The 13808-nt window shown below is 59.5% G+C and carries 10 protein-coding genes; 6 read left to right on the forward strand and 4 right to left on the reverse strand.

The annotated features are described in order from the left end of the window. Positions 1–148: 148 nt before the first annotated feature. Genes GPA21_RS14820 through GPA21_RS21205 form a run of 5 tightly spaced genes read left to right on the forward strand, consistent with a single transcriptional unit; the run spans position 149 to position 6110 of the window. Positions 149–778 (forward strand): NeuD/PglB/VioB family sugar acetyltransferase, encoded by a 630-nt coding sequence (locus tag GPA21_RS14820; protein WP_168988906.1) that lies wholly within the window; start codon positions 149–151, stop codon positions 776–778. Further along, a complete protein-coding gene (locus GPA21_RS14825) occupies positions 765–2237 on the forward strand; it encodes a DegT/DnrJ/EryC1/StrS family aminotransferase (protein ID WP_168988907.1) in 1473 nt (490 codons plus the stop codon). The genes GPA21_RS14820 and GPA21_RS14825 overlap by 14 nt, the downstream gene beginning before the upstream one ends. A gap of 32 nt (positions 2238–2269) precedes the next feature. Beyond that, the gene (locus GPA21_RS14830; RefSeq protein WP_168988908.1) at positions 2270–4174 is read left to right on the forward strand and encodes a nucleoside-diphosphate sugar epimerase/dehydratase; all 1905 of its coding nucleotides are present in this window, start codon (positions 2270–2272) and stop codon (positions 4172–4174) included. Continuing rightward, positions 4171–5118 carry a class I SAM-dependent methyltransferase gene (locus tag GPA21_RS14835; RefSeq protein WP_168988909.1) on the forward strand — a complete coding sequence of 316 codons (948 nt, stop codon included), beginning with the start codon at positions 4171–4173 and terminating at the stop codon, positions 5116–5118. The genes GPA21_RS14830 and GPA21_RS14835 overlap by 4 nt, the downstream gene beginning before the upstream one ends. Beyond that, positions 5115–6110, forward strand: coding sequence for a glycosyltransferase (locus GPA21_RS21205; RefSeq protein ID WP_168988910.1), 996 nt, complete (start codon positions 5115–5117; stop codon positions 6108–6110). Before GPA21_RS14835 ends, GPA21_RS21205 begins: the two co-directional genes overlap by 4 nt. Here GPA21_RS21205 and GPA21_RS14845 read toward each other — a convergent pair whose 3' ends face one another. The 4 genes from GPA21_RS14845 to polA form a co-directional block, all read right to left on the reverse strand. Beyond that, on the reverse strand, positions 6111–7541 hold the full coding sequence (locus GPA21_RS14845) for a hypothetical protein (RefSeq protein WP_168988911.1): 1431 nt from the start codon (positions 7539–7541) through the stop codon (positions 6111–6113). Between the two features lie 73 nt (positions 7542–7614). After that, positions 7615–8277, reverse strand: a complete 663-nt coding sequence (locus GPA21_RS14850; RefSeq protein ID WP_211163621.1) for a class I SAM-dependent methyltransferase — start codon at positions 8275–8277, stop codon at positions 7615–7617. Positions 8278–8308: 31 nt separating this feature from the next. Beyond that, positions 8309–10063, reverse strand: a complete 1755-nt coding sequence (locus tag GPA21_RS14855) for a carbamoyltransferase family protein (RefSeq protein WP_168988913.1) — start codon at positions 10061–10063, stop codon at positions 8309–8311. 183 nt (positions 10064–10246) lie between these two features. Then, positions 10247–12952, reverse strand: coding sequence for a DNA polymerase I (polA, locus tag GPA21_RS14860; protein ID WP_168988914.1), 2706 nt, complete (start codon positions 12950–12952; stop codon positions 10247–10249). Between the two features lie 87 nt (positions 12953–13039). Here polA and GPA21_RS14865 point away from each other — a divergent pair, with 87 nt between their 5' ends. Beyond that, the gene (locus GPA21_RS14865) at positions 13040–13765 is read left to right on the forward strand and encodes an LOG family protein (RefSeq protein ID WP_168988915.1); all 726 of its coding nucleotides are present in this window, start codon (positions 13040–13042) and stop codon (positions 13763–13765) included. Positions 13766–13808: the final 43 nt, after the last annotated feature.

A 13808-nucleotide genomic window follows, 5' to 3' on the forward strand; every position in this document is an offset into this window, starting at 1 on the left:
GCCATATCGCTCACGCACGCCATCGCTCAAGCGCGCAACCGGGGTCGATCATCCTGCAGCAACGTTTATGGCGACGGAAGAGCAGCCTCCCGCATTACAGACCTGCTGGCGAAACTACCTTTGGGCCCGCACCTGTTGAGCAAACAGAATGCCTATTAAACGGGCCACCCTGATTGGCGCAGGCGGTCATGGACGAGTCGTTTTCGAAGCCTGGCAACTGACGCTTGGCAGCGACGTCCAGATCGCGGTACGCGACGATAACCCACGACTGGCAACACTGCTGGGCGTAGCGGTGCAGTCCCCTGCAATCCCTGACGACAGCACTGAACTGCGTGCTCATGTGGCAATAGGCCATAACCCCACCCGCAAACGAATTGGCGTCGCCTTGATGGCCGGACGCGGCAAGCTTGAGCAAATCCTGCACCCATGTGCCTCGGTATCGCGTTACGCCGTAATATCTGACGGAGTATTCGTTGCAGCAAACGCAACGATTTCGGCCGGCTCACATCTTCATGTCGGCGTCATTATCAACCATGGTGCCGTTGTGGACCACGACTGCAGCGTGGGTGCGTGGTCACACATCGCTCCCGGTGCGATACTAGGCGGAGGAGTATCAATTGGAGAAGGAGTGCTGATTGGCAGTGGCGCAGTGATTCTGTCCGGACTCAACATCGCCGATGGCGCTACCATCGGCTCGGGGGCCGTGGTGACACGAGATGTTCTGGAACAGCAATGCTGGGTCGGAGTACCAGCGAGGAATATTGATGAGCAACGTTGAAGAGCTTTTGATCCAGCAGAACGAAACCATCCGTAATGCCCTGGCCCGCCTTGACCAGACCGCCCGTGGCCTGTTGATGCTGGTTGATGAAGACGGCGTGTTGTTGCGTACTGTCACAGACGGTGATCTCCGCCGTCTGCTGCTCGCCGGAACCGATCTCAACGCCCCCTTGTCGTCACTCCCGCCCTTATCGCCCAAGACCATTGGACCTGATGACGATGAAAAGGTCGCGCTTGAGTTGATGGAGCGCCACCGCGTCGACCACGTTCCCAGAACCGATGCAAGCGGGCGCCCCTGCGGACTCCTGTTGCGCAGAGACCTGTGCAGCCCCATCCTGCTATCGACACCACATCTCGGTGACGAAGAACGCAATTTTGTCGACGATGCATTTCGCACTAACTGGATTGCACCCCTGGGGCCCAACGTGGACGCTTTTGAGCGCGAACTCGCTGCACACGTCGGCGTTGCTCACGCTGCCGCGCTGTCATCCGGCACCGCCGCAATCCACCTTGCGCTGGAGCTGATCGGGGTCGAAGCCGGTGATATCGTATTCTGCTCAACACTCACCTTCGTGGCCTCAGCCAACCCTATTCTTTACCAGCGTGCAACACCAGTCTTCATTGACTCCGAGCCAGGCTCCTGGAACATGTCTCCGGCTGCGCTGCGGCGAGCTCTGCGCGATGCAGCGCATAACGGCAAGCTCCCCCGTGCAGTCATCGTGGTGAATCTGTACGGTCAGAGTGCCGACATGGACGCCATACTCGAAGCCTGCAAAAAATACGAAGTCCCGCTCATTGAAGACGCGGCGGAATCACTCGGCGCCACCTACAAGGGCAAACCAAGTGGCAGCTTCGGAAAGTTCGGCATCTACTCCTTCAACGGCAACAAGATCATCACCACATCCGGCGGCGGCATGCTGGTGTCAGATGATGGCGAGCTTATTGCCCGGGCTCGGCATCTCGCCACACAGGGACGCGAACCGGCTCCTTGGTATCTGCACCAGCACATGGCCTACAACTACCGGATGAGTAACATCCTGGCCGGGGTGGGTCGAGGCCAACTTCGCGTGCTGGATCAACGTGTTGAGGCTCGTCGCAAGGTGTTTGACACTTATCAGGCAGAACTGGGTCACATTGTGGGGCTCGAATGGATGCCCGAGGCGAATTTTGGCATGTGTACTCGCTGGCTCAGCGTGTGCACCCTGAACCCGGACACTCTTGGTATCACACCGACTGAATTCATTGCCGCACTTGGGCATCACAACATTGAAGCCCGACATGTCTGGAATCCCATGCACAGGCAGCCACTGTTTTCTGGGTGCGCATACTATCCGCACGATGACGACTTCAGCTTTAGCGACCACGCCTTTCTCACTGGAGTCTGCCTGCCGTCCGGCTCCAATCTGGATACATCGCAGATCGACCGGGTTTGCGAAGCCGTACGCGATATCACGAGATAAATGTTGAATCGCCGACAAAAACGCACGAGCGTATGAACCCACGCCTACAACTCTCCCTTGCCATTCTGCTCGACACGCTCGCCGTCTGCATTGCCTGGGTCGGAAGCTACCTCATCCGGTTCAACTTCGAGTGGCCTGCTGACTACACGGAGCAGATTCAACTGGGTCTGGGACTCTTCCTGCTAACCCATATCCTGGCGGGGCTTCACTTCGGTCTGTATCGAAGCATGCTGGCCTTTGCAAGCTTGCCCGACGTAAAACGGATGCTCAAGGCTGTTCTGGTCACCACCACTGTCATGGTGCTCTTCATGGCGACTTACAGGGTGCAGCCCGGCACACCCCGATCAGTCATGCTGCTATTTCCCCTGCTGCTCATGCTCATCATGGGCGGAGGGCGACTGGCATGGCGCATGTGGAGTGAGCATCGCCTGTACAGCCCATCCCGACATAGCGGTAAACCTGTGGTGATTGCCGGAGCGGGCAGAGGCGGCGCCATGTTGCTGCGTGAGCTCGACCGCAGCCCCGACTGGAACGTAGTGGCGCTGGTGGACGACGACCCGGCCAAGCATGGACTCGAGATGTTCGGACGCCCGGTAGCAGGTTCGATCAATGACCTGCCAGACATACTCCAGGCCTTCGAAGCCCATCACGTCATTCTGGCCATGCCCTCTGCCGCACGTGACAGCCTGCAACGTGCCACCACACTTGCCGCAGCATCGGGGGCCCATGTTTTTACCGTCCCCAGTCTTGAAGACCTCATGACCGGAAGAGTCGGCATACAGTCCATGCGCCCGGTCGCAATCGAAGACCTGCTGGGTCGTGAGCCAGTGTCGATAGACACCCCCCATGTACAAAAGATGCTTGCAAGCAAAACGGTTCTGGTCACCGGAGCCGGTGGCTCGATAGGGAGCGAGCTCTGCCGACAGTTGCGTCGCTTCTCTCCTGAACAGATCATCCTGTATGAGCTTGGAGAGTTTGCCCTTTACACCCTTGAGCAATGGTTTGCGACTCACAGCCCGGAAACCCGCATTATTCCATTAGCCGGTGATGTCAAGGACGACAGGCGCCTGGAAGAAGTCTTCTCGCGCTACCGCCCGCAAGTCATCTTCCATGCGGCTGCCTACAAGCACGTCCCCCTTATGGAGGTGGACAATGCCTGGCAAGCCGTGCGCAACAACGTGCTGGGCACCCTTCGCGTTGCGCAGGCAGCACAGGAGTTTGGGGCAGAACGTTTCATCCTGATCTCGACAGACAAAGCGGTCAACCCGACCAACGTCATGGGAGCCACCAAGCGGTTGGCCGAGATGGTCTGCGAAGCACTTTACCGCGAATCGGGCTCGACCCAGTTCGAGATGGTGCGTTTCGGAAACGTGCTTGGCAGCAATGGTAGCGTCATTCCGAAGTTTCAGGAGCAGATAGCACGAGGGGGCCCCCTCACGGTGACTCATCCTGAGATCACGCGCTATTTCATGTCCATCCCCGAGGCCGCTCAGCTGGTATTGCAGGCTGCAGCCATGGGCGAAGGCGGCGAAATCTTTGTTCTGGACATGGGGGAACCTGTCAGAATTATCGACATGGCGCGCAACATGATCCGGCTATGTGGTTACACCGAGGATGATATCCGCATTGAATTCACTGGCCTTAGGCCCGGTGAAAAGCTCTACGAAGAATTGCTCGCAGATAGCGAAAGCACGCGACAGACGCCCCATCCAAAACTGCGTATTGCCCAATCTCGCCCGGTCGATCACAACTTTCTGAACAAACTCGCCCTGTGGCTAAATCAGACCATACCAGTAAGTGACGAAGAAACTCGGGCAGGCCTGATTACTTGGGTGCCCGAGTACACTCCTGCAATGCACGACATCAGTACGAAAACCACGCCAAAGGGGCTACCGCAAGAACCATCAAAAGCCGCTCCAACGGAACTCCAGTCATGATCGACTCACCAAGCTGTCCAATCTGCGGCAACCGCTCACGGTACGACTTCAGTGGGAGGGATTTGATGTTCGGGCTACACCAGCGCTACGACTTCTTCAAATGCGATGGCTGCAGCGCCATATTTCAAAACCCAATGCCGAGCCCGGAGCAGATTGCGAGCTTTTACCCTGAAGAATACGGGGTCTACTCGGAAGACGCCCGGATACGTCACCTCAGCGGGTTTCGCAAAGCCTTGCTGAGACAATATCGTGGATACAAGCACCTGGATGTGCCGCCACACTTGCGCCTGGCCGCGAGGCTCTGGAACGCATCTCACCGTATCGGCACCCCTGCGTTTGGCAACGGAGGCAAATTGCTTGATGTGGGTTGCGGCAATGGTCGCTATCTGCTCACCATGCGCAAACTCGGATGGCAGGTCGAAGGGGTCGAATTCAGTGAAAGCGGGGTGCGGGTTTGTCAGAAGGAAAATCTGACCGTTCATCATGGTGATCTACCCTCAGCAAACTTCGAGGATGGCCGCTTTGATCTGATCACGGTTCGCCACGTTGTAGAGCACATACCCGAACCCCAGGGTTTCATGGCTGAGCTCGCTCGAATCCTCAAACCGCAAGGTCGGCTGGTCATGGAAACCCCAAACGCCAACGCTCTGGGTCGCGCCTGGTTTGGTCCAAATTGGTACGCAAACGACGTTCCGCGCCACCTGATACTATTCACATCTGACAATCTGGCGCTGCTGGCGGCTCAACATGGACTTCAAGAATCTGGTCGCGTCGTTGAGACATCGCCAAAGATCGTTCTCAACAGCATTGACTACGTGACCAATAACACCGGCAAGCCGTCAAAGCGGCGCTGGGCGCGTCGCCTGCTCGCGCAAGTCTACGTCTTCATTGCAAAACGAAGTGGTCGCGGCGATACCTTCCAGATCACTTTTGTCAAGCCGTGAATCGGACCATCCTCTACCTGTCCAAAGGCATAGAGTCCGCCTCGACCCGCTACCGTGCGTTGCAGTTTTTTACTCCGCTCAGACAAGCGGGCTATTACCCTCTACACATGCCTTTGAGTGGTGGAGCCATCAACTACCTGCGTGCCTTAAGGCACGCCCGCAAGGCGGATGTGGTCATCGTATTGCGCAAGACACTGCCTCTACCGCTGTTGTGGCTTCTGCGCAAGCAGGCCAAGCGCCTGGTTTTCGAACTGGACGACGCCATTTTCTGCAACAGCGACGGCAGCCCGTCGTCAACCCGCATGACCCGCTTCATCCAGATGATCAGGCAATGCGACCATGTCATCGCCGGAAATCGCTTTCTGGCAAACACGGCGCTTCCCATCAACGCAGCGGTCAGCGTACTGCCGACCTGCGTGGATGCCGGCGAATACGAGATCCAGTTCACACCATCCGCTGAGTTCTTTGATGTGGTCTGGATTGGCAGTTCATCCACCCGTAAATACCTGGAAGCCGCGTTACCCGGCTTACGGCTGGCACATCAGGCCATTCCGCAGCTTAGACTCAAGGTCATTGCCGACTTCGATCTGCCCGATGCCGGGTTGCCCTGCCTGGCCATTCCATGGCGAGCCGACACCGAGGTGCAGGAACTGGCAACTGCCCATGTCGGCATTGCACCAATGATCGACAACGACTGGACCAGAGGCAAGTGCGCGCTAAAAGTATTGCAGTATTTTGCCGCCCATCTCCCTGTCGTCTCTTCGCCTGCAGGGGTCAATGCAGAGATCGTGAAGGTTGGCGAGAACGGTGAGTTTGCCAATTCGCCGTCCGAATGGGCTCAAGCCCTACAAAAGCTCGCGAGCGACCCGGCCCTGCGGCAGCGCTACGCCAGCAGCGGGCGCGCCATGGTCATCCGGGACTTCTCACGGAGCGCGGTCCTGTCAAAGCTCACGGATACCCTCAACAGCCTGCTGCCAGCGCAAAACGCCTGACTATTCTACCGGCCCGTCGCGGACAGCCAGAACCGTCCTTTGCCGGTCATCACCAAAGCGTGCGACAAGCTCAAAACCCTCATCCAGCAATGCCTGCTCAATCTGACTGTCATCAGTGCGAATCTCCAGCATGAGCAGGTCCAACTGCCCGGCCCTGAGGGCAGCCAGCGCCTCATCTCTGGAGTTCATGCCACGCGCAGCCTGCGTAAAGCTCCAGCCAACAAGGTGGGCCACGTCGGGGGTTTCGAGTGAGACACGATGCGGCTCAAGCGCTTGCGTGGACAACCAATTAGCTGCATCCAGATAACGCGTTTTGGGCGGCGACGTTGACACCACGTTGGAGATCATCAGCAGCACTGCAAGCACGCCGATCGACCAACGCCACTGAGGCCCGCGCTCAAACAGTTGCTTCAAACCGACCGCAGCCAGAGGCAACAACAACAAGGACGCCAGCGTGACATATCGTGAGGTCATGAACTGACGCTCAAGTACAAACCACACCAGCAGCACAAGATGAAGCAAGAAGGCCGCCAGAAACAGGAACAGGCCCGGGGAAGTGTGAATACTTGACCTTCTCGACAGCGCCGTCAGCACAGGCACTACCAGCAGTCCGAGCGTGCCCAACAACTTGACTGGAATCAGAGCCAGCAAACCCACCACGAGAATCAGACCAGCCTCACCAGCAGACCACTTAGGCAGGATACCTGCCATCAGCTCGACTGAACTGGTCAGCGCTGACGTCTCACGAAACGGATTACTCCTCTCGGTCAACCGCCCGATAGCCTCTACCCAGTGAGACAGCCCCCACAAAACAGCCGCACCCACTAGAGCAACAAACAATACAGCGGCTGTAAAGCGTGGATTGCGGAACGCAGATAGCCACTCTGGCTGCTTGAGCAGCATCGCAAGCGGCAACAGCAGCAGAAAAATCGAGCTCTCCGGTCGATACATCGCCGCAAGAACAATCGCCACAGTTGCCACCAGGATGCGTCTGCGTTGCCCCTTGCGCATCCAAACAAGCAGCAGATAGAGCGCAAGAAACACGAAAAACCAGGCACCAAACTCGCGCAGAATGTAGTCCCGATAACCATTGAGCGACGGAATGGTCAGCACTGCTACGACTGCCCACCAGGCTGTTCCCGGAAACAACTCCTCGCAGCACGAAACAATCAGCGCGCAAGTACCGGCTATGAACAGCAGGCAAAGCAGAAACGCCGCATGCTCAAGCTCCAGACCGGTCAGGGCCGCCGTCCAGGCGATGTTTGCCGAAACGAAACCACGCGCAAAGCCGTTCCAGTCGAACAGACCTGAAGCCGCAGCAAACCCGCCTTCCTGATACAGCCGCGCAGCCTCTATATAAAGCATGCCGTCGTTGTTGGGAGTAATGACTGCCGACAACGCAATCCAGGACAGCAAGACGCTGAGCGTCACGGTCGCCCACTGGGGCAACAACCTTTTCAACCAAGGAGGTATAGATTGCTTCAAAACAGGAAACCCTCCACTACTACCGGGTAGCCTGTTGTGAATCCCTGGGCTTCACACCCACCATTTCAATCATGGTCGGTGGAACGAGATAACGATGTTGAGTCAACCAGCGGAAGAGCCCTATGCGCCCTGCCATCGCGAGCACATCGGCCCCGATACTTTTCAGACACTCATCCCGTTTCCGGAACCACTTTCCACTGATCCTGAGTCTGGAGATGTCTTCATTGACAGGACGAAGATCGCCTTCAACATCAGTAGACACTCGCGCGATATTCATGTCAAAAGTCAGTTGCGGAAAGAGCTTCTTGACACCTTCATGAGTAAAGCGCCAATAGTCGGACGGATAGCCGTGAAACTTCCATGCATGAGGAACAGAAACATACAGAACCCCCTGAGGCGCAAGTAGCCTGGAAATGTTCTCCGCCACCAGAAAAGGCTGTTCGCAGTGCTCAAGCACACTCAAACAGAATATCGTGCCAAACCTGTTACCCCCTAACAATGCATCTACATCACTGAATGGCATGGTCAGATCAACGACAAGATCCACCCCCTCACCCGCTTGCATATCAACGCCTACGTAAGTTTCACCCGGAAAACTCGTACGAATCTTCTCGGTTGAACCGTAATCACGAGAACCCACCTCAAGAAACGGACCCTTGAACAGTGCCTTATTCCGCTCCATGAATATTGCATGATTCCTGAATCCCATACCATCACTCTCCGATTAGGGTTTTCACCACCACTACATCCTCCATCACCAACACCTGCAAATCCGACCCGAAGAACATGTTCAACGCATCGGTCGGTGAGCAGATCATCGGCTCGCCACGTCGGTTGAGAGAGGTGTTGAGCACCACGCCGTTGCCGGTGAGGCGTTCGAGTTCCTTCATCAAGTCGTAGTAGCGTGGGTTGAAGTCGCGCTTCAGGACCTGCGCGCGGGCGGTGCCGTCTTCGTGGACAACTTCAGGCACCCGCTCCTTCCAGCCCTCGGCGACCTCGAAGGTGAAGGTCATGAACGGTGCAGGGTGGTCGGTGCCGAGCATTTGCGGGCCGACGGTGTCGAGCATGCTGGGGCAGAAGGGACGCCAGCGCTCGCGGAACTTGATCTGCTCGTTGATGCGGTCGGCCACGCCAGGGGCACTGGGGCAGCCGAGGATGGATCGGCCGCCGAGGGCTCGGGGGCCGAATTCCATTCGGCCCTGGAACCAGGCGACCGGGTGGCCGTCGGCGAGTATTTGCGCGACGCGGCGCGGGATCTCTGCGTCGCCGTCGGCGACGAGTTCCCACTGCGGTTTGGCCGGGTGTCGGGCGCAGGCGGCGATCACGTCTTCGTTGCTGTAGCGCGGACCGAGGTAGACGTGCTCCATCTTTTCAACTGGCACGCCGCGTTGCACCGACACGTAGGATGCAGCACCGAGCGCGGTGCCGGAGTCGCCGGAGGCCGGTTGCACGTAGAGCTCCTTGACCTCGGGGCGGGCGATGATCTTCTGGTTGAGCTTGACGTTGAGCGCGCCGCCGCCGGCGAAGGCGAGCTTGCCGGTCTCGCGCAGGATGTCGCCCAGGTAGTGGTCCATCATCTGCAGCGCGAGGTCTTCGAACAGCTTTTGCATGCTCGCGGCGTAGTGGATGTAGGGGTCGTCGGCGATGTCGCCTTCGCGCTTGGGGCCGAGCCAGTCGATGAGCTTGGGCGAGAAGTAGAAGCCCTTGCCCTTTTCCTTGTAGCGGCGCAGGCCTATCACGTTGGCGTAGTCGGTGTTGATGACCAGTTCGCCATTCTCGAACTTTGCGAGGCGCGAAAAATCGTAGCGGGTCGGGTCGCCATAGGGCGCCATGCCCATGACCTTGTACTCGCCGTCCAGCATCTCGAAGCCGAGATACTCGGTGATCGCGCCGTAGAGGCCGCCGAGCGAATCCGGATCGTAGAACTCCTTGATCTTGTGGATCCTGCCGTTCTCACCGTAGCCGAAGAAGGTGGTGGCGTATTCGCCTTTGCCGTCGATCCCCATGATCGCGGTCTTCTCGGTGAAGCCGGAGCAGTGGTAGGCGCTGGAGGCATGGGTGAGGTGGTGCTCGACCGGCACGATCTCGGTTTTCGAGAGGTCGAAACCGAGTTGGAGCAGACACCATTCGATGCGCTTCTTGTAGCGATGAAAACGGCGGTTGCCCATCAGGATGGCGTCGAGGCCGCGGTCTGGCGCGTACCAGTAGCGCTTGGCGTAGTGCCAACGGGCCGGGCCGAACAGGCTGATCGGCGCGAACGGGATCGCCACCGCGGTGACGTCCTTGGGCTTGATGCTGGCGAAATCGAGGCAGAACTTGGCTGACTCGTAGGGCATCCGGTTCTTGGCGTGCTTGTCGCGCACGAATCGCTCTTCCTCAGCCGCTGCAACCAGTTTGCCGTCCATGTAGAGCGCGGCGGAAGGGTCGTGGGTCAGTGCGCCGGAAAGGCCGAGAACGGTCAGAGACAAGAGAAAACCTCTTCAACACGGCGCCTCGACAGTCTTCGCCGAACGCCTTGAATGCTTCAGTAAATATCGAATTATACAGTCGAAGCTATGGCGCAGACGCCGACTGTGACACGCGGCCTGAGCCTTTGCACTGGAGACGCTCGTGCCCGCACAAAGCCGGATGCCTGCCGAAACGACCGATGGCTAATGCGCCTCATCCCAGTTCGCACCGGCGCCGACCTCGACCAGCAAGGGCACCGACAACTCAGCCACTTCGCCCATCAGGCGCGGCAGGGTGTCACGAACCTGGTCCAGTTCGGCCACTGGGACTTCCAACACGAGTTCGTCGTGCACCTGCAGAATCAGGCGTGACTGCAGGTCGGAACCCGCAAGCCATGCGTGGGTGGCGATCATCGCCTTCTTGATGAGGTCGGCGGCGGTGCCCTGCATCGGCGCGTTGATTGCCGCGCGCTCGGCACCCTGGCGGCGGCCGACCTGTTGGGCGCGGATGTCGGGCAAGTAGAGGCGACGGCCGAACACGGTCTCGACATAACCCTGGGCGCGGGCGGCGGCCTTGGTCTCTTCCATGTAGCGGGCCACGCCCGGGTAGCGGGCGAAGTAGCGGTCGATCCAGCCTTGGGCGGCGGCCCGTTCGATACCGAGGTTTTTCGCCAGGCCGTGGGCGCTCATGCCGTAGATCAGGCCGAAGTTGATCACCTTGGCGTAGCGACGCTGCTCGCTGCTGACTTCCGTCGGTGGCACACCGAAGACTTCGCCCGCGGTGGCGCGATGCACGTCCTCCCCCTTGGCGAAGGCCTCGAGCAGGCGCTCGTCTTTCGACAGGTGCGCCATGATGCGCAACTCGATCTGCGAGTAGTCTGCGCTGACGATGACATGGCCCTTGGGCGCGATGAAGGCGGCGCGGATGCGGCGCCCCTCCTCGGTGCGGATCGGGATGTTCTGCAAATTGGGTTCGGAACTCGCGAGCCGGCCGGTGACCGCGACCGCCTGCGAGAAGCTGGTGTGCACCCGGCCGGTGCGCGGATTGACCATACGCGGCAGCTTGTCGGCGTAGGTGCTCTTGAGCTTGGCAAGGCTGCGGTGCTCCAGCAGCAACTTGGGCAGCGGATAGTCGTCGGCGAGTTGGGTGAGCACCTCTTCGTCGGTGGAGGGCTTGCCGGTGGCGGTCTTCTTGACCGGCGGCAGACCGAGCTTGTCGAAAAGGATCTCGCCGAGCTGCTTGGGGGAACCGAGGTTGAAGGGCTGTCCGGCGAGTTCGTGCGCTCTGCCCTCGAGTTCGACCAAGCGCCGGCCGAGCTCCTCGGAGTGGCTCGCGAGCAGGAAGGGGTCGATCAACACCCCGGTTCGCTCCATGTCGAACAACACCTGCAGCACCGGCAACTCGATGTCGCGATAAAGCTCGGCCAGCGCGGGCTCGTTCCGCAGACGTGCGTCGAAGAGGCGGTGCAGGCGCAGCGTGATGTCCGCGTCCTCCGCCGCATAGTCGGTAGCGCGGTCGACTGCGACTTCGTCGAAACCGATCTGCTTGGCGCCCTTGCCGCAGACCTCTGTGTAGGTAATCGTCTTGAGCCTGAGGTGACGGCTGGCGAGCGAATCCATGTCGTGGGACTTGTCGCTTTCCAGCACGTAGGACTCGAGCAGGGTGTCGGCAGTGATGCCGCCCAAGCGAATACCATGGTTGGCGAGGACATGCGCGTCGTACTTGAGGTTCTGCCCGACCTTGGCGCGCTCGCCGGACTCCAGCCACGGCTTGAGCCTGCCGAGCACCTCGTCCAGCGGCAGTTGTGATGGCGTATCCGGCCCGCGATGCGCGAGTGGCAGATAGGCGGCCGTGCCCGGCTCGACCGAGAAGGACATGCCCACCAGGCGGGCGGCCATGGGGTCGAGGCTGGTGGTTTCGGTGTCGAAGGCGGTGATTGCTGTCGCCTCGATCTTCGCCAGCCAGGCATCAAAAGTGGGCCAGTCAAGAATAGTCTCGTAGTGGCGCTCGAGGTCTGAAGGCATTTCGGGCGTTGCCGCGCTCGCAGTCTTGCGCGTACCGCCCTGCCCGTCCAGATCGCGCAGCCAGCTGCGAAACTCAAAGCGCTCATAAAGCGTGCGCAGCGCGGCCTTGTCGTCCTCCCGGGCAGCGAGCCCGTCCAACGCCACCGGCAGTTCGACATCGGTGGCCACCGTCACCAGCTTTCGCCCCATCGGCAGGAAGTCCAGGTGCCGACGCAGATTCTCCCCGACCTTGCCGCCGATCTTGTCGGCGTTGGCGATGATGTCATCCAGGGTGCCGTATTCGGTGAGCCACTTGAGTGCGGTCTTGGGTCCGCATTTCTCGACGCCGGGCACGTTGTCCACCGTGTCACCGATGAGCGCGAGGTAATCGACGATAAGCTCCGGCGGCACGCCGAACTTCTCGGTTACGCCAGCCTCGTCGAGCACCTCCTCGCTCATCGTATTGACCCAGCGCACACCGGGGCGCACGAGCTGGGTGAGATCCTTGTCGCCGGTCGAGATCACCACCTCCCAGCCTGCCTCCAGCGCCTGGCGGGTCAGCGTGCCGATGACGTCGTCCGCCTCGACGCCTTCCACCGACAGCAGCGGCCAACCCTCGGCCTTGACCGCCTCGTGCAGGGGCTCGATCTGCGCCCGCAGGTCATCCGGCATCGGCGGGCGGTGGGCCTTGTACTCCGGAAACCAGTCGTCGCGGAACGTCTTGCCCTTGGCATCGAACACACAGGCGCGATACTCTGCCGTGTATTCCGTCTCCAGCCTGCGCAGCATCGAGAGCACGCCCCGGATCGCTCCGGTGGGCTCGCCTGCCGAATTGCGTAGGTCGGGCAGCGCATGAAAAGCGCGATAAAGATAGCTGGAACCGTCTACGAGCAAGAGCGTGGGCATTGCGAACCTTGGCGGAAGAGAAACCTAACCATCCCCGAGCCATCCAATTCTTATGGCCGGACGCTAAGAGTCGATCACGAGAAGAACATGACCGCAAAAGAAAAACTCCCCCGCAGCATCCCTGGCGGCAATGCGCCCAAATTCAACGCGCGGGAGTCATGGCGAATCTTTGGAATTATGGCAGAGTTCGTCGAGGCGACCGAACGGCTCAACGCAATCCGTCCGGCGGTGTCGATCTTCGGCAGCGCACGTACACCACCGGACCACATGTACTACATGCTCACCGAGCGTATCGCCCGGCAGCTTTCTGACGCCGGCTTCTCGGTGATCTCGGGCGGTGGCCCGGGCATCATGGAGGCGGCCAACAAGGGCGCCTACTTTGGCAAGAGCCCTTCGATCGGGCTGAACATCCAGTTGCCGATGGAACAGGGCGCCAACCCCTACCAGGACATCTCGCAGACCTTTCGTCACTTCTTCGCGCGCAAGTTCATGTTCGTCAAGCTCGCCGCCGCCTATGTCGTGATGCCAGGGGGGTTCGGCACGCTCGACGAAATGTTCGAGGCGCTGACGCTGATACAGACCAAGAAAAGCCGCAAGTTCCCGGTCATCCTCGTCCACGGCGCGTTCTGGAACGGGCTGATCGACTGGGTACGCGACCGTCTCGTGGCTGAGCGCATGATCAATCCCGAGGATCTCGATCTGATCCAGATCATCGACGAGCCGGAGCAAGTCGTGGAGGCGATCTTCCGTCATTACGAGACGCGTGGCTTCCTGCCGTTGCCGGAGGAGCACGAGTTGCTGCTGAACCTGTGAGCCAAGCATGAGCCAAGAGCCAAGCAAGGCCAAGGGGTCAGGC

It is taken from the genome of Azoarcus taiwanensis, assembly GCF_012910885.1.
GTDB classification, from domain to species: domain Bacteria; phylum Pseudomonadota; class Gammaproteobacteria; order Burkholderiales; family Rhodocyclaceae; genus Azoarcus_F; species Azoarcus_F taiwanensis.